General features: G+C 33.4%; 16 protein-coding genes. 9 read left to right on the top strand and 7 right to left on the bottom strand.

The window, feature by feature from the left end; translation table 11 throughout:
- Positions 1-79: 79 nt before the first annotated feature.
- The 4 genes from mnmG to HH304_RS21355 all read left to right on the top strand — a co-directional run bounded on the left by mnmG (position 80) and on the right by HH304_RS21355 (position 6,705).
- On the top strand, positions 80-1,945 hold the full coding sequence (mnmG, locus tag HH304_RS01205; protein WP_169677615.1) for a tRNA uridine-5-carboxymethylaminomethyl(34) synthesis enzyme MnmG: 1,866 nt from the start codon (positions 80-82) through the stop codon (positions 1,943-1,945).
- Positions 1,945-2,832 (top strand): class I SAM-dependent methyltransferase, encoded by an 888-nt coding sequence (locus tag HH304_RS01210; protein WP_169677616.1) that lies wholly within the window; start codon positions 1,945-1,947, stop codon positions 2,830-2,832. Before mnmG ends, HH304_RS01210 begins: the two co-directional genes overlap by 1 nt.
- Positions 2,822-4,498, top strand: coding sequence for an Ig-like domain-containing protein (locus tag HH304_RS01215; protein WP_169677617.1), 1,677 nt, complete (start codon positions 2,822-2,824; stop codon positions 4,496-4,498). Before HH304_RS01210 ends, HH304_RS01215 begins: the two co-directional genes overlap by 11 nt.
- 350 nt (positions 4,499-4,848) lie before the next feature.
- On the top strand, positions 4,849-6,705 hold the full coding sequence (locus HH304_RS21355; protein WP_169677618.1) for a tetratricopeptide repeat protein: 1,857 nt from the start codon (positions 4,849-4,851) through the stop codon (positions 6,703-6,705).
- 48 nt (positions 6,706-6,753) lie between these two features.
- Here the strand turns inward: HH304_RS21355 and rho are convergent, their stop codons facing one another.
- Positions 6,754-8,394, bottom strand: a complete 1,641-nt coding sequence (rho, locus tag HH304_RS01225; RefSeq protein ID WP_169677619.1) for a transcription termination factor Rho — start codon at positions 8,392-8,394, stop codon at positions 6,754-6,756.
- Between the two features lie 239 nt (positions 8,395-8,633).
- Here rho and serS point away from each other — a divergent pair, with 239 nt between their 5' ends.
- Positions 8,634-9,905 (top strand): serine--tRNA ligase, encoded by a 1,272-nt coding sequence (gene serS, locus HH304_RS01230; RefSeq protein ID WP_169677620.1) that lies wholly within the window; start codon positions 8,634-8,636, stop codon positions 9,903-9,905.
- A 10-nt stretch (positions 9,906-9,915) separates the two neighbouring features.
- Here the strand turns inward: serS and HH304_RS01235 are convergent, their stop codons facing one another.
- The 3 genes from HH304_RS01235 to HH304_RS01245 all read right to left on the bottom strand — a co-directional run bounded on the left by HH304_RS01235 (position 9,916) and on the right by HH304_RS01245 (position 13,968).
- Positions 9,916-10,425, bottom strand: a complete 510-nt coding sequence (locus tag HH304_RS01235) for a hypothetical protein (protein WP_169677621.1) — start codon at positions 10,423-10,425, stop codon at positions 9,916-9,918.
- 132 nt (positions 10,426-10,557) lie between these two features.
- Positions 10,558-12,987, bottom strand: coding sequence for a zinc-dependent metalloprotease (locus HH304_RS01240; protein ID WP_169677622.1), 2,430 nt, complete (start codon positions 12,985-12,987; stop codon positions 10,558-10,560).
- Between the two features lie 6 nt (positions 12,988-12,993).
- A complete protein-coding gene (locus HH304_RS01245) occupies positions 12,994-13,968 on the bottom strand; it encodes a hypothetical protein (protein ID WP_169677623.1) in 975 nt (324 codons plus the stop codon).
- Between the two features lie 57 nt (positions 13,969-14,025).
- Between HH304_RS01245 and HH304_RS01250 the strand changes: the two genes are divergently transcribed.
- The 4 genes from HH304_RS01250 (at position 14,026) to HH304_RS01265 (ending at position 18,604) form a co-directional block, all read left to right on the top strand.
- The gene (locus HH304_RS01250; RefSeq protein ID WP_169677624.1) at positions 14,026-14,859 is read left to right on the top strand and encodes a hypothetical protein; all 834 of its coding nucleotides are present in this window, start codon (positions 14,026-14,028) and stop codon (positions 14,857-14,859) included.
- A 41-nt stretch (positions 14,860-14,900) separates the two neighbouring features.
- Entirely contained in the window at positions 14,901-15,824 is a 924-nt protein-coding gene (locus HH304_RS01255) for a patatin-like phospholipase family protein (protein ID WP_169677625.1), read from the top strand.
- On the top strand, positions 15,808-16,404 hold the full coding sequence (locus HH304_RS01260; RefSeq protein WP_169677626.1) for a class I SAM-dependent methyltransferase: 597 nt from the start codon (positions 15,808-15,810) through the stop codon (positions 16,402-16,404). The genes HH304_RS01255 and HH304_RS01260 overlap by 17 nt, the downstream gene beginning before the upstream one ends.
- A gap of 97 nt (positions 16,405-16,501) precedes the next feature.
- Positions 16,502-18,604, top strand: a complete 2,103-nt coding sequence (locus HH304_RS01265; protein ID WP_169677627.1) for a GAF domain-containing protein — start codon at positions 16,502-16,504, stop codon at positions 18,602-18,604.
- A gap of 1 nt (position 18,605) precedes the next feature.
- On the opposite strand, the gene HH304_RS01270 is transcribed toward HH304_RS01265, so the two are convergent.
- From HH304_RS01270 to prfA, 3 genes are read right to left on the bottom strand one after another with little or no spacing between them, the layout of a single operon-like run.
- Positions 18,606-19,025, bottom strand: a complete 420-nt coding sequence (locus tag HH304_RS01270) for a secondary thiamine-phosphate synthase enzyme YjbQ (protein WP_169677628.1) — start codon at positions 19,023-19,025, stop codon at positions 18,606-18,608.
- On the bottom strand, positions 19,022-20,404 hold the full coding sequence (locus HH304_RS01275) for a hypothetical protein (protein WP_169677629.1): 1,383 nt from the start codon (positions 20,402-20,404) through the stop codon (positions 19,022-19,024). The genes HH304_RS01270 and HH304_RS01275 overlap by 4 nt, the downstream gene beginning before the upstream one ends.
- Entirely contained in the window at positions 20,394-21,467 is a 1,074-nt protein-coding gene (gene prfA / locus HH304_RS01280) for a peptide chain release factor 1 (RefSeq protein WP_169677630.1), read from the bottom strand. The genes HH304_RS01275 and prfA overlap by 11 nt, the downstream gene beginning before the upstream one ends.
- Between the last annotated feature and the right edge of the window lie 114 nt (positions 21,468-21,581).

Below are 21,581 nucleotides of genomic sequence, written 5' to 3' on the forward strand. Positions count from 1 at the left end.
TACACAATAATAAACATAACTGTTCCACGTGAAACACTAGACTAACTGTTCCACGTGGAACTATTTAATTATAAACTATATGTTTCAAGAATACGATCTTATAGTAGTTGGAGGTGGGCATGCAGGATGTGAGGCCGCATATTCAGCAGCTAAAATGGGTTCCAAGGTTTTATTGGCAACAATGAACATGAATACCATTGCACAAATGTCATGTAATCCTGCAATGGGAGGAGTAGCAAAAGGACAAATTGTTAGAGAGATAGATGCACTTGGAGGAATGTCTGGGATCATTTCTGATAAATCTATGATACAATTCAGGATGCTTAATATGTCTAAAGGTCCTGCTATGTGGTCTCCAAGAACTCAAAATGATAGAATGAGGTTTGCTGAGGAATGGAGATTAGCGTTAGAAAGCAATCCAAATGTAGATTTCTGGCAGGAGATGGTAACCGGACTTATTGTAAACAACAATAAAGTGGAAGGGGTAATTACTTCACTTGGCTTAAAAATTAAATCAAAGGCAGTTGTGTTAACAAACGGAACCTTTCTCAATGGCTTAATTCATATAGGTGAAAAACAATTCGGTGGTGGAAGAGCTGGCGAAAGATCTGCTACAGGAATAACCGAACAACTAATAACCTTAGGGTTTGAAGCAGGAAGAATGAAAACTGGTACTCCTCCAAGGGTTGATGGCAGATCATTAGATTACTCTAAAATGTCAGAACAACAAGGTGATGTTAACCCAGGTAAGTTTTCTTTTAGTAATCAAACAGCGCCTCTAAAAGAACAAAGGTCTTGTTATATAACATATACCAGTGAAGAAGTTCATGAAACATTAAAGAAAGGTTTCGACAGATCCCCAATGTTTAATGGAAGAATCCAAGGTTTAGGTCCAAGATATTGTCCTTCTATTGAAGATAAAATTAATAGATTTGCCGAAAGAAACAGACATCAGATATTTGTAGAACCGGAAGGGTGGGATACTGTTGAGGTATATGTGAATGGTTTTAGTACATCACTGCCTGAAGATATTCAATATGAAGCTATAAGAAAGATTGAAGGTTTTGAACATGTAAAGATGTTTAGACCTGGGTATGCTATTGAATATGATTTCTTTCAACCAACACAATTAAAAAATACCCTTGAAACAAAAGATATCGAAAATCTATATTTCGCAGGTCAAATAAACGGAACTACAGGATATGAGGAAGCTGCTTGCCAAGGCTTAATGGCAGGAATAAATGCTCATAATAAAGTGCATGATAAAGAACCTTTTATTCTTTCAAGAGATGAAGCCTATATTGGTGTTTTGATAGATGATCTTATAAACAAAGGCACTGAAGAACCTTATAGAATGTTCACTTCACGTGCAGAGTTTAGAATATTATTAAGGCAAGACAATGCTGATTTAAGACTTACTGAAATAGGACACTCACTTGGATTAGCTGATGACGAAAGATTAGAAACTTTAAATAAAAAGAAAACTGATTTACAGCATCTGTTAAATGATTTGAATCAGAAAAAGGTAAAACCTACAGAGGTTAATAACAGCCTGGAAAAACTACAGTCAGCTAATCTTAAAGAAAAACAAACTTTAAGTCAGTTAATAAAAAGACCTGAATTATCAATAAACCACCTAAAAGAATTAACTCCAGTGGTTAATGAGTATCTTGGTAAATATGATGATGTAATACTTGAACAAGCAGAGATACAAATCAAGTACGATCATTATATCTCAAAAGAAAAGCAGATGGCTGATAAAATGAAAAATATAGAAAATCATAGAATCCCTGTTGCTTTTGATTACGATCAATTATCAGCATTGTCAGCTGAAGGAAGAGAGAAGTTAAAGAAGATATCTCCTGAAACTATTGGACAGGCTTCTAGAATAAGCGGGGTAAGTCCATCTGATATTTCAATACTAATGGTTTATTTAGGAAAGTAATGAATAAAATAGATATACAGAATTGCCCCATTTGTGGGCATTCTTCTTTTATAGAGATCTTTGAATGTAAAGATAATACTGTAACAGGAGAACTTTTTAAACTAAAGGAATGCGCTAATTGCAATTTTAGAATTACGAGCCCTCGTCCTGAGGATAAGGATTTGGGGAAGTATTATAAAAGCGATCAATATATTTCACATTCTGATTCTGATGAAGGATTAATTAATAAAATATATAAAAGAGTAAGAAACCTCAACCTAAAAATTAAATACAACTTAGTTAAAAAAAATACTAAAGCATCAGATATTAACTTACTTGATGTTGGTTCTGGAACTGGCTACTTTGTTAACTACTGTAACAATAATGGTATTCATGCAGAAGGTTATGAGCCTGATAATGATGCAAGAAATAAAGCTAGTGAGTTACATAATATTAAACTTTATAATTCCTGGGGTGACATTCATAAAACATATGAAGTAATAACTATGTGGCACGTCTTGGAACATGTTCCGGATCTTAATGAAGAAATGACCAGGTTGAAAAATCTACTGACTCCAAATGGTATCCTAATAATTGCAGTACCTAATAGAGAAAGTTATGATGAGAAAATATACAAGCAAGAATGGGCAGCTTATGATGTACCAAGACATCTATACCATTTTAGAAAACAAGATATAATATCTCTAGCAAAAAAATATAAGCTATCATTCATTGAAGATAAACCTATGTGGTTTGATGCACCTTATGTTTCTATGTTAAGTGAAGATCATAAAAGAAGCAGCTTACCTAAATTAAAAGGGTTGACGATTGGAACGATATCTAACTTGTCATCAATATTTACTAAACAGCAATCAAGTAAAATCTACATTTTTGAAAATGAAAATTAAGTACTTTTTCGTTCTTATTGCCTTAACTATTTTTGCACTATCAGGTCCCTCATGTGCTAATCAGGTGCCACCAACAGGAGGACCAAAGGATACCATACCACCGGAATTACTAGCTGTTATTCCAATGGATCAATCCATTAATGTGAAACCCTCTAAAATTGTACTAACATTTGATGAAGATATCAAGGCAAATAAAATAAAAGAGCAACTTATAATAAGTCCGCGACTTAACGATTATACATATAGTGTAAAAAGAAATGAACTAACAATCACATTCAATACTGAATTAGATACGAACACAACATATACATTCAACTTCAGAGAATCGATTGGAGATATTACTGAAGATAATAGTCCAAAAAATCTTTACATCGCATTTAGTACCGGAAACTATATTGACTCATTATCAATAGGAGGTAACATTAAAGAATTATATACCGGAATGCCTGCTAAAGAAACAACTGTTGGTTTATATATACCTAATGATACAGCAGACTTCAGAAAAGTAAAACCAAGATATGTTATTGAAACTACAGATTCAGGTAATTATAAATTCAATAATATTAAAAATGGAACCTACCTGATAAGAGCAATCAAGGATGATAATAAAAATCTATTACTTGAATCGAATTCAGAATCATTCGGATTCATATCGGACACTATAAATCTAAATACTTCATTGATAAATATGGATATGAGCCTGATTAAAATTAATATTCAGGATATTAAATTAAATAATACTAGACCAGACGGATCCAATTTCACAGTGAATTATAATAAGGGTATAAATGTCACGAAAGTAGAATCATTAAATAATAAAGAAATCCCTGCATACATTTTAAGTGAAGATAGGAAGAAGATAATCTTTTATCCGGATACAACTTTGCTTGACAGTATTCATACTTTAATTACAGTATCTGATTCAATTAATAATTTATCAACTGATACATTTTATATAAAATACAGAGAATCCAAAAGATCAAAAGAAAAATTTGAGATTAAAAACAATTCTAATAGAAAATATATTTTGAATAAAACCTTGTATTCAGAAATAAAATCTAATAAACCTATAAATGAAATAAATTCAGATAAATTAATTCTCTTATTAGATACGGTTGAGGTCGATAAATCGAATTATCAAATGAACCAATCAATTATTAATGATTATAAAACTCTCGTATCGACTACTATAATTTTAAACGATACTTCATTTATTAATAAAATAATTGAGAACGATTCTTTAAATAAAATAAATCCAAATAAGTTGGTACTTAAATATGAAAAAGGCTCTTTAATATCTGTTAGATCAGATTCTTCTGAAGCTATAGAAATTAGCTACACATTTCCTAACAGGGATAAATTTGCAACACTATCTGGCAAGATCCTAAATCTAAACTCAGGCGCCTTTATTCAACTAATGAGTAACAATAAAGTAGCTTATGAAAAATACATTAATACTAACAATCCTGAATATCGGTTTGATTATGTAGAGCCAGGAAATTACACAACCAGATTAATTATAGACTCCAATAATAACAGATCACATGATCTGGGTAATATATTTAAAGGTGAACAACCTGAACCAATAATCAATAACATCAAAGAATATAATTTGAGAGAAAAATGGGAATACGCAGGAGAGGATATAGACCTGAATAACCTGTGAATAACTAAGTGGAAAAATGTGGATAAAGGTTAATAACTCTCGACTTTTACCAACATCAACATATTACTTAGAGTTATCCCAATAATTGACTTATTAATCCACAGAGAAATGTTTGAAAGAGTTATATACAAAATCAGACAATCTCTTATCCACAGGCGTGGATAACTTAAGTCAATAATTTGATTAACCTCTTTAAATGAATAAATCAAATAAATATTTACAGTGGATAAGTATGTAGAAAAAAAATAAGTAAATTAATAGAAGGTGGTTATCCACAAATCCACAACATAATAATTTTTAATAGTTCTTTTTTAAATAAATATATTAAAATATATAAGCTCGTTGATTTTGTGAATAAGTCTATTGAAACCATATTTCTGTCATTCCTATTTTTATTTTTTATACAGATAATAATAATAGGACAGGACCGCGACCGGATTGCGCTGGCGGATTCTTATTATAAAGAAGGATCTGTGGATAAAGCTTTGGCTTTGTATAGAGATCTTGCGGGTTCGCGATTAAATTCTTCACTTATCCACAAAAACTATTTTGATATTTTATTAAATAAGGCTTTATATGATGAGGCACAATCTCATCTCGATAAGATTATTAAAAGCAATACTGAAAATCTCTTTTATCAAATTGATCAGGGCATCCTTTATAAATATATGAATAAGGATAAAAAGCTAGAGGATCACATGGATCATCTGGTAAACAGAATTGCATATAATCCATCCCAGGTTCAGATGGCTGCACATTATATGGTTAGAAATGATCTTTCAGATTTTGCTGTTAAGTCGTATTTGAAGACAAGAGAAATTACCGGCAAGCCTGATATGTATGCGATTGATCTTGCAAATATTTACAGGATATTAAATCGCAAGGATGAAATGGTAAACGAGTTTCTACTCTTTGCTGAGCAAAACCCACAAAACCTTTCTTATATAAAAAGAGTATTTCAGGTTTATCTTACCGAAGATGATTACCCTAGTCTGAAACAATTATTAATTGACAGGATTCAAAAAGATCCTAACAATTATTTATACAATGATCTATTGGTATGGGTTCATATTCAAATGAATGATTTTTTCGGTGCATTTATTCAGGCAAGGGCATTTGATAAGAGAAGAGGAGCAAAAGGACAGATAGTTTTAAATCTCGGAAATACCGCCAGAGCAAATAAGGCCTACGACATAGCTGAGAAGAGCTATCAGTATGTAATGGATCAATACCCTAAGAAAGATCATTCGAACTACGTGATAGCCAAGAAAAGCCTAATAGAGGTAAAGCAAGAGATAGTCATAAACACCTATCCGATAGACAGTGTCAGAATAAAGGAATTGATTATTGCCTATTCAGAATTAAAAGATGAGATAGGAATAAATAATTATGTTCTTGAAGGATTAAAAAATAAGGCTTATTTACAGGCATTTTATTTGGGCGAAATAGATAGTGCTATTGAAACATTAAAATTCATAATTGATTATCCAGGAGTAAATAATGAATTACGCGACGAAGCTAAACTAGATTTAGGAGATATATATTTGCTGAAAAAAGAACCTTGGGAATCGACTCTTTTATATGGTCAAGTAGATAAGTCGAATAAAGAATCAGACATTGGTTTCAGCGCAAAACTCAGAAATGCAAAATTATGGTATTATAGCGGTGACTTTAATCTGGCTAAATCACAATTGGATGTTTTGAAGGAAGCTACTTCCAGAATTATTTCTAATGATGCGATGGAATTAAGTTTATTGATTCAGGATAATTTGGTTTTTGATTCCACTTCGGTTGCGCTTATTAAATTTGCTAAAGCTGACTTATTTATTTTTCGGGGTCAGCTTGATAGTGCCGAATCAATTTATAAAGATATAATCAACAAATATCCTGAAGATCCAATCATTGATGAGTCACACTTCCAACTTGGAAAAGTTTATAAAATGAGTAATCGATATGAACTTGCAATGGAGCAATTTGATATTATCATAAATGATTATTCATATGATATAAAAGGAGATAATGCTTTATATGAGAAGGGAATATTGCTTGAAGAAGAATTGAAAAAACCTGATGAAGCTATTGAAATATACCTTGAATTCTTGAAGAAATATCCGGCGAGTGTTTATTCAACTGATGTTCGTAGAAGATTAAGAAATTTAAGGAAGGAAGACCAGGGTCTTAACCTGGGATTAAATGAAAATTTATAAAAAAAGGCCGGAATTTCCGGCCTTCTTATTTTATAATAATATTTCTTATTATCCATTCATCGATAACAAAAATTCTTCATTACTGATTGTACCTCTCATTTTACTTAATAAGAAATCAATAGCCTCGTTAGAATTCATGTCAGCCATGTACTTACGCAATATCCAGATTCTTTGTAGTTCTTCTTTATCAATAAGCAGATCTTCTTTTCTAGTTCCGGAAGCCATAACATCAACGGCAGGGTAAACACGCTTGTTAGAAAGTTTTCTATCAAGTTGAAGTTCCATGTTACCAGTACCTTTGAATTCTTCAAAGATAACTTCATCCATTTTAGATCCTGTATCGATTAGAGCTGTTGCAATAATTGTTAATGAACCACCATTTTCAACATTACGTGCAGCACCAAAGAATCTCTTCGGTTTGTGAAGTGCATTTGCATCAACACCACCAGAAAGAATTTTTCCTGAACTAGGAACAACAGTGTTGTAAGCACGAGCAAGTCTGGTGATTGAGTCTAGAAGAATAACTACATCGTGACCTGATTCAACAAGACGTTTAGCTTTTTCAAGAACCATACTTGAAACCTTTACATGTCTTTCAGCTTGTTCGTCAAATGTTGAAGAAATTACTTCACCATTTACACTTCTTGCCATGTCTGTTACTTCTTCAGGACGTTCATCGATAAGAAGAATCATTAAGTAACACTCAGGGTGGTTTTCTGCTATAGCATTTGCTATTTGTTTTAGTAGAACCGTTTTACCAGTTTTTGGTTGTGCAACGATCATACCCCTTTGACCTTTACCTATAGGTGCAAACATATCCAGGATACGAACACTATAATTATCAGGTCTTGTACTAAGTCTTAGTCTCTCCTCAGGGAATAAAGGAGTTAAATATTCAAATGGGATTCTGTCTCTGATTTCTTCAGTAGTTTTACCGTTAACGGTTTCTACTCTAAGAAGGGCAAAGTATTTTTCACCTTCTTTTGGTGGTCTGATTTGACCTCTGACAGTATCACCAGTTTTTAATCCAAATAATTTTATTTGCGAAGGAGATACATAAATATCATCCGGGCTGGCTAAATAATTATAATCCGAAGATCTTAAAAAACCATAACCATCTTGCATGATTTCTAAAACACCTTCATTAATAATCACTCCTTCAAATTCTTTTACATTAAATGCATCAGAATCGTTTGATTGATTTGATCTTCTTGCCGGGCCTTTTTGGTTTTTATTTTGAAGGTCTTTATTGTAAGAAGGTCTTGAATCAGGTGATCTTCTTGGTGCATGTTCAGATGATCTTTTATTATCACCTTCAATTTTAGAAGTTGGTTCTTCAACTTTAGTTTCTTTTTCTCTTTCTCTACCAACAACCTCTTCTTCAGAATTATCATCAGAACTTTGTCCTTTTTTAGTAGTGGCTACCGGTTGTGGGGCAACATTAGCTCTTTTGATTCTTGTTCTTGGGCGGCGGGCAGATTCTTTGTCCTGAATATCAGCTTTTGGAGCTTTCTCTGATTCAGGCTTGTCTTTTTTAGAAGCTTTAGACGGGTTAACAGCTTGCTCATCCAGAATGGCGTAGATAAGATCTTTTTTGTTCAGTTTTTTGAAACCCTTAATCTCAAGTTCCTCTGCAATTTCCTTCAGTTCCGATAGGAGTTTCAATTGCAATTCTTCAATATTGTACATATGCATTAATAAAACAGGAGTGTTTAAGCTGATTATCTTTAAATAATCAATAGATAATTTTGATTTATTTGAAATTTAGATGTGGAAATGGGTGTGTGAACTAACCCATGCAATGCAATATTATACCAACCTAATGGTATTCACAAATAATTTATACTTTAATTTAATAAAATTAGATCTGTTTTCCTACATCTGAAAAATGGTTTAATTTTGCATTCGGATTTTAATTTAGATATAAGATGTTAGAAATACAACGGGTACAGCAGCATAAATCTGCGGCAATCAAGAATCTTCAAAAAAGAGGCTTACAAAATGCTGAAGAACTACTGGATAACGTTATTGCTCTCGACCAGAAGAGAAAGAACACTCAAACTTTGCTAGATAGTGTTCTTAACGAATCAAAAACTCTTGCTAAGGATATAGGCAGGTTAATGAAAGAAGGGAAAAAGGACGAAGCAAATTCCATTAAGGAAAAGACATCTGCATTAAAAGAGGAAAGTAAAAAACTTGCTGATGAATTAAAGTCTGCTGAAAATGAATTAATTCAGTCTTTATATAATATTCCAAATATACCACATGAAAGTGTTCCTGCTGGAAATACTGATGAGGATAATGTAGAAATAAGAAGCTGGGGCACAATACCAGAATTACCAGAAGTCAATAAACCTCACTGGGACCTGATTAAAGAACTTGATATTATAGATTTTGATCTTGGAGTTAAAATTACCGGGGCTGGATTTCCTGTTTATAAAGGAAAAGGATCTAGATTGGTTAGGGCATTAGTGAACTTTTTTCTTGATGAAGCCAGCGATGCCGGATACATGGAAGTGCAACCGCCATTAGTTATTAATGAAGCTAGTGGTTATGGAACCGGACAATTACCTGATAAGGAAGGTCAGATGTATCATATTACTGAAGATGATCTTTACCTAATTCCAACTGCAGAAGTTCCTATTACGAATTTATATCGTGACGTTATTGTTAAAGCAGATGATTTACCTGTAAAAAATGTTGGTTATACTCCTTGTTTCAGACGTGAGGCTGGTTCATGGGGAGCGCATGTACGCGGGTTAAACAGACTTCATCAATTTGATAAGGTAGAAATAGTTCAAATCACCAAGCCGGAAGACTCATATAATACTCTTGAAATTATGTGTGAATATGTTGAAGGTCTTTTGAAAAAGCTGGAATTGCCATATCGAGTTCTTAGACTTTGTGGGGGTGACCTTGGTTTTACATCTGCTCTAACATATGACATGGAAGTTTATAGTGCTGCACAAAAGAGATGGCTGGAAGTTAGTTCTGTAAGTAACTTTGAAACTTACCAGGCGAATCGTTTGAAATTGAGATATAAAAATGAAGATAATAAAACTCAATTATTACATACTTTGAACGGTAGTGCTTTAGCTTTACCTAGAATTTTGGCAGCAATTATAGAAAATAATCAAGATGAGAATGGCATAAAAATACCCGATGTCCTTCAGAAGTACACCGGGTTTGATAGAATTTAAGAATTTAATATTATTTCAAAGAAGACAACGAGCTAATCAGGTTTTTAACCTGATTTTTGCTCGTTTTGTATGTTCTGTACAAATATCTTTGAGTTCTTTTAAATTTAATCGCATTGATTATCGATCTGAACAGACTCTCAGAAGAGATATTATTTTCGAGTAGATAATCCTGAATATTCAAAGAATAAAATTCTTTGTAGTTATCATGTTTAATTAATGTAACTGCAATATCCTCAGTATCTTTGTTTTTACGTAAATCTTCGAGCATTTGCTCAATCTCCATTTTATCCAGATTTTCATCATCGATAACAATACACTTTGGTTTTGACGTAAGTGCCTTCTGTAAAGATTCTTTTAGGTCGAAAGCTGTATCAAAATTAAAAGTAATCGTTCGCATCTTTCTTAAGAACTGTATCAAGCTGCTTAAATAACCAGGGTTATTTCCTACAAACAGTACACTTAAGTCTTGTCCTCCTAATAGAGATTTGTAATCAGTTAAAAGTAAGGTTTTGGTTTTCATTGTTTTATCATTTGTAATAATCAGAACGAATGACAGGTATTGATTGTTTATCTTAAATTTTCATTTTCGATGAATGAAAACATACCCTCTTTAAATATAATTATTTCGATAATTAATTTTAATTTTTCTCGATTAATTTTCCTTTAACTCTGAATTAACAATTCTCTGTAGTGTTTTAGCATAATTAGCAAAGCTTCCTGTCGATGATGTTCTGCTGATTCTTGTCAAATCATTATCCAATCTTTCTAGTGAAGCCGTTGCTGCAATTTTTATATTTAAATGTGTACTGTCATTTTCTTCATCAATAAATTTATTCAGGTTATTGATGTACTGCATTTGTAATGCTTGTCTGAAGTTGTCAGGCATTTCTTTAGAGTCGATCTCTTCAAATAATGAGTTTTCAAGATCCGTAAAAAAATCATTTACAGAATATTGTTCACTACCATATTTTGATTGCAGATCAATTATTCTGTTTAACCTTTCCTCTTTCATAAGCTCATTAAGAACACTAATCTGGACTGAGGAAATTCTGCTTATGCTTTCATTGTCATCAATTTTTTCTAGCACAGTGTTATTGACCAGCCACTTTTGAGTTTTAAAACCATTTTCATAAACAAAAGTCAGGCAGGTTTTTTGTTTACCTGTTGGTATTGGTACATACATTGCACCATCTTGACCATATGTTTTAGGCTGTCTGAAAACGCCACCAACATTATTTGCTGCATGAAAAAGATACCTGCGCCATTGATTAATCACCTGGTTATATAGTTCATCAAGCTGATTATAGTCTTCACCTTCCTCGTAGGTCCACTCAACTAGTTTAGGAACAATCCTTTTTAAGTTAGCTACTCCATAAGATCCTGCTTTAGCGGCATCATCACCGAGGTCTTCAGTTTGAGCAGTTGGATCAGTAATATTCCACTGTTGTGGACCATATCGATATATTAATGAATCTCCTTTTGCATTCAGCCAGTCGTTTAATATTTCTTTTCGTTCATTTTTATCAGTATCAGGATAATATCTGTATGCCCATTCTATTGCATGAAAATCATATGGACCAATTTTTGGCATAAATGAAACACCAACGTCTTCGGGTTGAGCTATATAATTAAATCGAGCATAATCCATGATTGATGGAGCCGTTCCCATTTTAGCAGTAAATTCAGCAGACCTTAATGACTCAACCGGATAAGCATAGCTTGAGCCCATGTTATGAGGAAGCCCCAAAGTATGACCAACCTCATGAGCAGAAACAAACCTTATAAGTTTGCCCATAACTTCATCATCAAATTTTACTTTTCTTGCCTCTGGGTTTGCTGCGGCAGTTTGAATGAAATACCAGTTTCTTAGCAAATTCATCACATTATGATACCAGATTATATCTGACTCAAGAATTTCACCGGTTCTTGGATCGTGGACATGAGGGCCCATTGCATTTTGAATTGGGTTACTCACATATCTGATAACTGAATATCTGGTGTCTTCCGGGCTCCAATATGGGTCTTCTTCTTTAGAAGGAGGGTCTTTAGCAATAATTGCATTTTTAAAACCGGCTTTTTCAAAAGCTATTTGCCAGTCTTCGACACCTTGCTTGATATATTTTCTCCATTTTTCAGGCGTTGCAGGATCAATATAATATACTATTTGTTTGACAGGCTCTGTTAGCTCACCTCTTTTATAAGCTTCAATATCTTTTGGAACAAGCTGCCATCGAGTAATAAATCTTTTGGCCTCAGCTTTTTGCTCATCTAGACCATAGTCATATTGTCTGACACTGAAGAAACCTACACGCTCATCATAATCTCTTTTTTGCATTGGAATTTCCGGTAGAGCAATAAAACTCTGGTTCATTTCAAGAGAAAGAGACTGGCTTAATTGGTTAGATGGTAATTTGTTTCCTTCGTAAGTGAGTACATGCCTTATTTCAATGTTTTCAGGAAAAGACTTTACTGATTTTATGAAACTTCTTGAACCATCAAGTTTCTTAATACCAAAATCTTTTCTTTGATCATCATCAAGAGCTCCAATCAAATTAATATCTTCTGTAAATAAGGAGGTGGCATCAAATACATAACCACTATCAGCACTTATAGTCTTAATTTCGAATGATTTAATAATCGGTTCAAAATTATTATTTCTGACAGATTCATAGATTGGATGCTCATTATCAGCAACTGAATTGTAAGAGACTGACCTCAGTAAAATATTATTTCCCTGCTTTTCCCATCTAATTACTTGTTGAGGTCTGGACCTCATTCCCGCACCACCAAAATTTAAGTTTTGAACAGTACCAGAGATTCTACTAACTACAAGAATTTCTTTTCCCAAAAAGTCATCAGTCATCTTAAAAAATATTTTACCATCTTTTTTTTCATAGATAGTAAAAAGACCTTGATGTACTGAGTCTTCCGCAGTTATGACTTTAGAAAATGGTTTTAGCCCATTTGAAGAGCTTTCGGTCTCATCTTTCTTTTTGTCTTTTTTCTTTTTTTTCTGTGCTACTATTTCACCATCAGCGAAAAAAAGTATTGCAAGAATTAAGCTAAAAAATATCCTATTCATTGTTATTTATTGTTTCGTAATGCCTTTTAAATGATTATTTAATGCTTCTTGCCAAGTAGGAGCGCCATCCCATTCGGGACCAAGATGTACATCTCCATCTGAAAGCTGCTTGATATAATATTTGAACTGTACGTTATCCGGGACGTTTTCGTATTTATAGCCCAGAATTTTCTTTAAATCATGTTCGCTGCCATAAGTTGGTAATAATATAAATTTGAAACCTTTTCTACCTAGCACTTCTTCATCCAGACCGGGCTCTACTAATTCATATTCAAAAGGATATTGTTTCATAATTTCTTCAAGTTGCTTATTGGCTGATGCAATAGCGTCAACTTCATCCTGGTCTTCAGATATATAATGAAACTTTGGAACAGCTAGCTTAAAACTTTGAAGATTGATATTATAATTTTCAAATCTTTTACCTTTAAATGGATTTGCATAATTATAAAATAAAGGATCATCCGGAATAAGAAGATTTTTTCGAGGCTTGTCTTGTCTGACAACATTTCTTGCAATTTTTGAAGAAAGTTCTTCCACTGAACTTGCCGTTTCTGTGTAAGATTTTAAGGGCAGATTACCAAAAACTAATTTTTCGGTAGGAATTAGACGCAGATGCCAAATATTTTTATCGAAATATACCCATGCTATATATCTTATATTTCTTAGTTCGTAGTAATTCTTGAATTCGGTAAAAAAATCTTTAGTACCTAGCACAGTAGTAAATCTATAATAAGCTGAAAGATCAACTCCAGCGTCTTTTAGAGGTTTATGAAACTTCGAAGAAATAGCAAACCATGACTGTTCTGAATGGCGGTCATCAATAAGAGCCACTATTTTTTCAGATCGTAAATCTTCCGGAAAAGGTAAAGAGTTAGTTTCTTTTTGTATGCGTGTAATGTTTGCTTCATGAAAGCTATGCTGAGCGTGGCTATTGACGCTTAAAAAGAAGTAAATTAGCAATGGAAAGATTGATATACGCATAAATATTTTTTTGGTGGTTTAATGTAAACCGATTTTTTTACCAGCTTGTATAAAATTATGAAAAGATTTCAATTACAAATTTTTTTATTTTTTCTATTAACAAATTTTGGATTTTCTCAAAATATAGAAAAAGAAGTATTTGAATACTATTCAAAGGTATCAAATCCTGTTGTAATTAACAGGCCTAGCGGGTCTCACGGTATTGCTGTGCTACATAATATTTTGAATGAAATTGTTTCTGATAAATTAACTTCAATTTACGGACAATATTCTCAAGAATATGATATTAGTGCCAATGACCATACCTACAGAGGGCAAAATGTATTTGGTGTAATTGAAGGAAAATCGAAAGAAATGGTTTTAGTAACAGTGCCAATCGACCAAAAATATCAGGAAGTATATGATAATTCACTTTCAATTGCGCTTGTTAAAGGACTAATGAAAGAGTTATCAGAATCAAAAACAAAATTTACTTATGTGTTTTTATTTGCTGATGGCAGCATGTATAACGAATCTGGGTTTGAGTATTTTCTAAATTATACTGGCCTTGATATTGATAATGTAAAATTTCACATTGCAATTAAATCTGCAACTATTGATCCAACAATAAAGAACCATATTTTAGCTACATATAATCACTCTGGGCTGGAGCCATTCTTACCGGGAGCGTCAATGACTTTATTATATGATGGTTCTTCAATTGTCAATGAAACTACAGGAAAGCCACTTCCAAACTTCCAGCTTTACCCAATGTTAGAGTCACGTTCACAAGAAGGAATTGAGAACATGATTAGCTTAACGTATCCAATTGTCAAGAAAGTTATAGATGGTATTGACGGCGAGAAAAAAGCTCTTGAAGTAGATGAAAATGTTTTAGCTGCTTTCAATTAATAACTTTTCATTAAATTGTTGGCAAACTTTAATTTTGAGGAATGTCAACCAAAAAAGTCGGATTAGTATTATCAAGTGGCGGTGCCAGGGGAGCAGCTCACATTGGCGTTATTGAGGCAATTGAAGCTGCCGGAATGGAAATCGCCGGAATTTCAGGAAGTAGCATCGGAGGTCTCATCGGTGCTTATTATTCATGTGGCCATCTGAGAACTTATCGTGATTGGCTGTGCTCTCTTGACCGGGTATCAGTATTGAGGTTAATGGATATAACTTTAAATTCTCGTGGTTTTATGCGAGGAGAAAAGGTTTTTCGTGAATTGGAAAAGTTTATCCCTGATGTTGATATTGAATCCCTAGAAATTCCTGTATCAATTATTGCCGTAGATTTTCATGGTGCTAAAACAAAAGTTTTTAATTCAGGAAGTATGAAGGATGCCCTGAGGGCAACAGTTGCTATTCCAACAGTACTTACACCATATCAAATTGATGAAACTGAATATATTGATGGTGGAGTTTTAAATCCACTTCCGATTGATTGTCTTCCTCCTGCTGATTACGATTTGATTGTAGCTGTGGATTTAAACTCAAGAATTTCCTATCATCCACCTTCTGGATTTCTTCCAAACCCTGAAGAAGAAAGTAAAACCTTGCAAATTTTCCAGAAAGCAATTACCAAATGGTATAATAATGCTACAGGGGGTAGTTCAAATGAAGTTGAACAAAAGAAACCTGCCAAAAAGCTAGGTATGCTTGACCTAATGAAGGAGAGTATTGATCTTATGCAAAACAGGATTACTGAGCTTACCATTGATAAGTACCCTGTTGATATTCTTATAGAAATTTCAAAACAAGCTGGTTCTACATTCGATTTTCATAGAGCAGAAGAATTCATTTCACTTGGAAAAGAATTGATGGAAAAGCAATTAGAGCACTTTTTAAAGAAAGAGGATGAGTTTTTTGGATAATGGCATCGGGTTATTTGGTAATACAGATGTTTATTTAATTGACCTAATTATAAAAGGGAAGTTTAATTTATCCCAAAAAATACTTGATGTTGGTTGTGGAGAGGGTAGAAATTTAAAGTGGTTTCTGCAAAACAGGTTTGATGTTTATGGTGTAGATCTTAATCCTGCAGCTATAAGAATGATTCAAATGTATGCTGCTTCAATTGACGGGCGTTATAAAAATGAAAAAGAGCGGTTTATAATTGGGTCAGCAGGAGATTTACCATTCGCACCGGCTCAATTTGATGTTATAATTCACAGTGCAGTTGCTCATTTTGCTAAAGATAAGACTGAGTTTATTCAATGGTGGGAAGAATCAATAAAAGTTTTGAAGCCTGACGGAATCTTATTTATGCGAACTTCAATTACTTATTTACAAAAGAATCGTGATAACGATACACCCTTTTCTTTCATTCCGGATTATGATTTAATAAATAGTTTAGTCTCTGAACATAAATTAATTGAACCGATAAAAATTGTTGAAGTACCTGCAAAGGGAAGGGAAATGGGAGTCATTGTTCTTAAAAAGCAATCGAACTAAATTGATTGTAATAAAATCATAAATATTGATTAAACTGAATTGATATATTTGATATAGTTTTATATTTATTTTTTAGTCCTGAGGTAATTTTTTTGAGATGATAAAATTTAATTCAATTCGTTCAAGGCTTATTCTTAGTTTTCTGGTATCATTTGTATTCAGTTTGCTGATCTATATTTTTCTTATTGGCGGTGATTTTACAGCAAGGAAGAATATAGAAAATGGAATTGTAATCACTGAGAAGATATCAACAAAATTATCTTTAGTAAAGTATAATGTTAATGAGGCTATTTCGCTCTCATTATTTAACAAAAAAATAAATTCTCAAATTTTACGAGATGAAAATGAGTTATTAAAAGAGGCTAAGCAGCAACTTGTTGATATTGATTCTCTTTGGAAAAACCTTCCTGAAGAAGGACAGATATTAAATAAATCTTTGCTGATAATAAAAAACAATTTTTATCAGCTCTCTGCTGATATTGCTTTTTTTGAGAAAGCTATCGAAAATGAAACTTCTTTATCATCAGAAATAAGATCAATTACATTTGAAGCTGATTCGGTAACAGGCATGATTGATCCGACTCAGGTTAATGAAGTCTTATCTGAATTATCTGAAAAAGTAAACGCAAGTCCAAAATGGGCTACATTTTATTTAAATAATATTGCTGAAAAGCAAAATAATTTTTCTGCTGAAATTGAAGAAGTCGTTGCAGTATTAACCAAAATAAGCTTTGATAAAAAAGAAGATATTCTTGGCACATTAAGCTTGAGGTTTAATTTGGGTATTACCTTTATTGTGATTTTTGCAATACTGGTTGCTGTGATGACCTACCTTGTTCAAGGAAATATCAGCGAATTAATTAATAGAGTTAACCAGCGAGTTAGTGAACTAAGCAAGGGTAATTTACCAGAGACCAGAAAATCAAACCTTAAGGAAACAGCAGAAATTCATGAATCCATCAATACCCTAACTGAAAACCTAAGAGCAGTAAAATTATTTGCTCTTGAAGTAGGGCAGGGTCAATTCGATAATTCAATTACTGTTTTTGAGAAAGGTAGCGAGTTAGGAGATTCATTAGCGGAAATGCGTGATAGTCTTAAAACTGTATCAGATGATGCAGAGATAAGAAACTGGGCCAACAAGGGCTATGCCGAATTCGGGGATATGCTAAGAAAGCACTCTGATGATTTAAAATCTCTTGGACAAGAATTAATTACTAATTTAGTTAAATACCTGAAGGTTAATCAGGGAGGTTTGTTTATAGTAAATGGTGATGAATCACAAGGCGATGATGTTACTATCAGTTTAGTAGGAGCTTATGCTTTTGATCGTCAAAAATTCTTGAAACAAGAACTAATTCCGGGAGAGGGCCTTGTGGGGCAATGTTATCTTGAGCAAAAGTCAATTTATCTTGAAGAACTTCCAGAAGATTATGCAACTATTAAATCAGGTTTAGGAGGAGCATCGCCATCTTCCTTATACATTGTACCATTAAAAGTAAATGGAAAAGTATTCGGAATAATTGAACTAGCATCATTTAATATCTTTAAAGAGCACGAGAAGCAATTTATTGAGAATCTTTCTGAAAATATAGCCTCTGCCATCTCTTCTGTAAAGATTAATCAAAACACAAAAAGGTTACTGGAGGAGTCTCTGGAGTTAACAGAGCAAATGAGATCTCAGGAAGAGGAAATGCGTCAGAATATGGAGGAGCTTCAGGCAACTCAGGAAGAAATGATGCGAGGAGCCAAGGCTATTCAGGAAAAGGAAGAAAGATATAAGAATACATTTGATAGCATAGAAGAGGGAGTGATTTTATTAGACAAAGATTATAGTATTATCATGGCTAATAAATCTTCCAAAAATGAGTTTTCTTTCACTATTCGTGAAAATGATAATTTCCTGAATTGTTTACCTGCTAACCTGGATAAAGCACAATGGAAAGAATATTTTGATAAAGCGTTTAGTGGCGAGAAACAAACATTTGATAACAGCATAATTGATGGAAACCCTGAAACGAATCATGAAATAAAAATCTATCCGATAGAAAATAATGGTAGAATTGATTCGATTGCTATTTATTCCAGAATCTATAAGGCAATTCATGTTAATGGAAATGGGAATGGAAAAGATATTAGTCCTGAAGACCTTGCCAAGTTAAAAAATATCTATAAGGGTTTAAGCGGGGATTCTAATTAGGCTATTCTCCAATAACGGTGATAACAAGTTTTCGTGAGCCACCATGATTACGGTGTTCTCCAAGATATATTCCTTGCCAGGTTCCGGAGTTTATCTTTCCATTTGTTATTGGAATTTGAACCGAAGAACCAAATAGGGCACTTTTTATATGAGCAGGCATATCATCCGGGCCTTCGTATGTATGTATAAAATAGGGTTCATTTTCAGGAATAGCATTATTTATAAAGCTCTCCATGTCAATTCTGACATCCGGGTCGGCAGCTTCATTGATAAATATTGAAGCAGAAGTGTGCTTAATAAATACATTGAGAATACCTGTGTTGATTGGGCAGTCAGTCAGAGCATTTTCTATTTCATGTGTAATTATATGAAAACCCCTGCTTCGAGGTGATAATATGATTTCTTTTTGAAAAACACTCATTGCCCAATAAATTCAAAAGCTCCTGCGTCTGGTGCCGAGTCCCTATCTTTTCCAAGGATATCGTTTGTAACACCTTCAGGAAGACAAAAATTAATTGCAGGACTTTCAGCTTTTATAGAATAGTCGAACTCACCTGCATCAGTAAACAAAGGATCCTCATCAACTAAATTAATATCAATTAGATAACTTTGATCTATATCTAACCAACCGAAGATATTTGAGCTGAATGATATGGAGTTGTTTTGAGAGTCAACTTCTTGAATGATAACCGATGAATTATAAGGAGACCAAATAATGGAATTTTTAACCAGCAGGTTTAAAGGTTTTAAAATCGTTGATCCATCTGAAAGTGGGATATTATCACTAAATCCGGTGACAGGGTTTTGAATAGCCAGAACACCAGAACCTGCATTGATAGTACTATGTATAATATTAATATTCCCACCACCTAGTGCAGAAAAAGCCTGTTCTCCAGCTTCGCCAACCACTACATTTTCAAGATCAAAATCTGTAGAAAAAGCCAGAATACCATGTGATAGAGAGTTAATGATCTGAGTATTTTTAATAATCAAATCAGTTTCTGACTCATCAGGATCACCTAATCTTAAACCGAAAGTGGCATTTTTAATAATTACATTATTAATTGTTGACCCCAGACTGTTTTCAAGAAAGTATATTCCGTCCCATTGTCCTGGCGTTATTTCATAAACACCATCTTGCCTGCTCTGAATAAATATTACTTTTTCAGAGAATGTGCCTTCAATGTTTAGGCCTCCCTTTACCAAAAGCCTTGAGTTATTTCCCATAAAGAAAATAACATCTGGTTCTACATTAACATTAACCAGACTATCAATGTAGGCGTTATTTTTAATGTGAATTCTACTTCCAGATTTTATTGTGGTGTCGTTTCTGAAGATAAAATCATCCAAAACCTTAACATCCTGACTAAAACCTTCAATCACAACCGGATTTGAATATAAGTTATCGATAATCAGGTCATCATAAACAGGGACGGGGTTTTTAGTGTTTTGAGAAGTAAAATATGCTTCAATCAAAATTTCCAGACTATCTCCGCCTCTGAGTTTGACATTCGAAAACTCCTTTCCTTTTTGTCCTTTAATAATAAGAGTAAAAGGGGAGGATGTTCCCGATGATAACTTAATGGAATTGATGGTTATGTTATTGCCTCCAGGATTAACGATTTTATATCGTTTGGAAGGAGATGAAGTATTTATCAATAATGTGTCAAATGAAACAGTGTCTTGCAAAAAGACCTGGGGCTCACTTAATATATCAAAGGGAGCATCTTCAGATATGCAAGAACCAACTCCCAGTGATATAATAATAAATAAAAATATTTTACGAGGATTAACCTTCATTATCCTCCTGCATTTTTTCAGTATGTTCTGCAATACGAAGTTGTTCGATAAAATTTCCGATATCACCATCCATCACAGTTGGTAAATTGTGAACACTCATATTAATTCTGTGATCGGTAACTCTACCCTGAGGATAGTTATATGTACGGATTTTATCACTTCTGTCGCCACTACCAACCATTGATTTTCTCATTCCACCTACTTCATCATTGTGTTTTTTAAGTTCAATTTCATAAAGTCGGCTTCGAAGTACTCCAAGAGCTTTTTCAAAGTTTTTAATCTGAGATTTTTGGTCTTGACAAGTTACTACCAGTCCTGTTGGGTTGTGAGTTAGCCTTACTGCAGAATATGTCGTGTTTACAGACTGACCTCCCGGACCCGAAGAACAGAAAGTATCTTTTCGGATATCATTCATATCCAGGTCAACTTCGACTTCATCCATTTCTGGTAAAACAGCAACCGAAGCAGCTGAAGTATGAACCCTTCCCTGAGTTTCGGTAGCCGGGACTCTTTGAACCCGATGCACACCAGATTCAAATTTTAATTTACCGTATACATCTTCACCCGAAACAGTACTAATAATTTCTTTATAACCTCCGGCGGTACCTTCTGTAAGGTCAAGTACACGTAAAGACCAACCTTCTTTTTCAGCAAAACGCTGATACATTCTAAATAAATCACCAGCAAAAATTGCAGCTTCATCACCACCAGCTCCAGCACGGATCTCAAGGATTGCATCCTTACTGTCATTTGGGTCTTTAGGGATTAATAACTTTTTAAGATCGTCAAAAAGCTGTTCCTTTTTTGGAGAAAGGTCATCGATCTCTGATTTAGCCATTTCTCTAAACCCAGGATCTTTTTCAGTTTCGAGAACATGTTTGGCTTCTTTTAGGTTTGAATCAACCAAACAGTACTCATCATAAACTTTTACAATCTTTTCCAGATCCTTATATTCTTTATTTAAAGAGGTAAATTTCTTAATATCCGATGCAATGTCCGGTTGTATTAACAATTGTCCTACTTCTTCAAATCTTTCTTTTATATCTTCGAGCTTATCGATCATATATTCATTGTTTAACGAACAAAGTTAATAATAAAACGAATTTTTCACCTTATACTAAAACTATTCATTAGATTTATAGATTAAAATTATTCTTCCAAGAGTAAATTATTTTTT

Origin of the sequence: Marinigracilibium pacificum (assembly GCF_012926615.1) — a bacterium.
In the GTDB taxonomy this organism is placed as follows: domain Bacteria; phylum Bacteroidota; class Bacteroidia; order Cytophagales; family Cyclobacteriaceae; genus Mangrovivirga; species Mangrovivirga pacifica.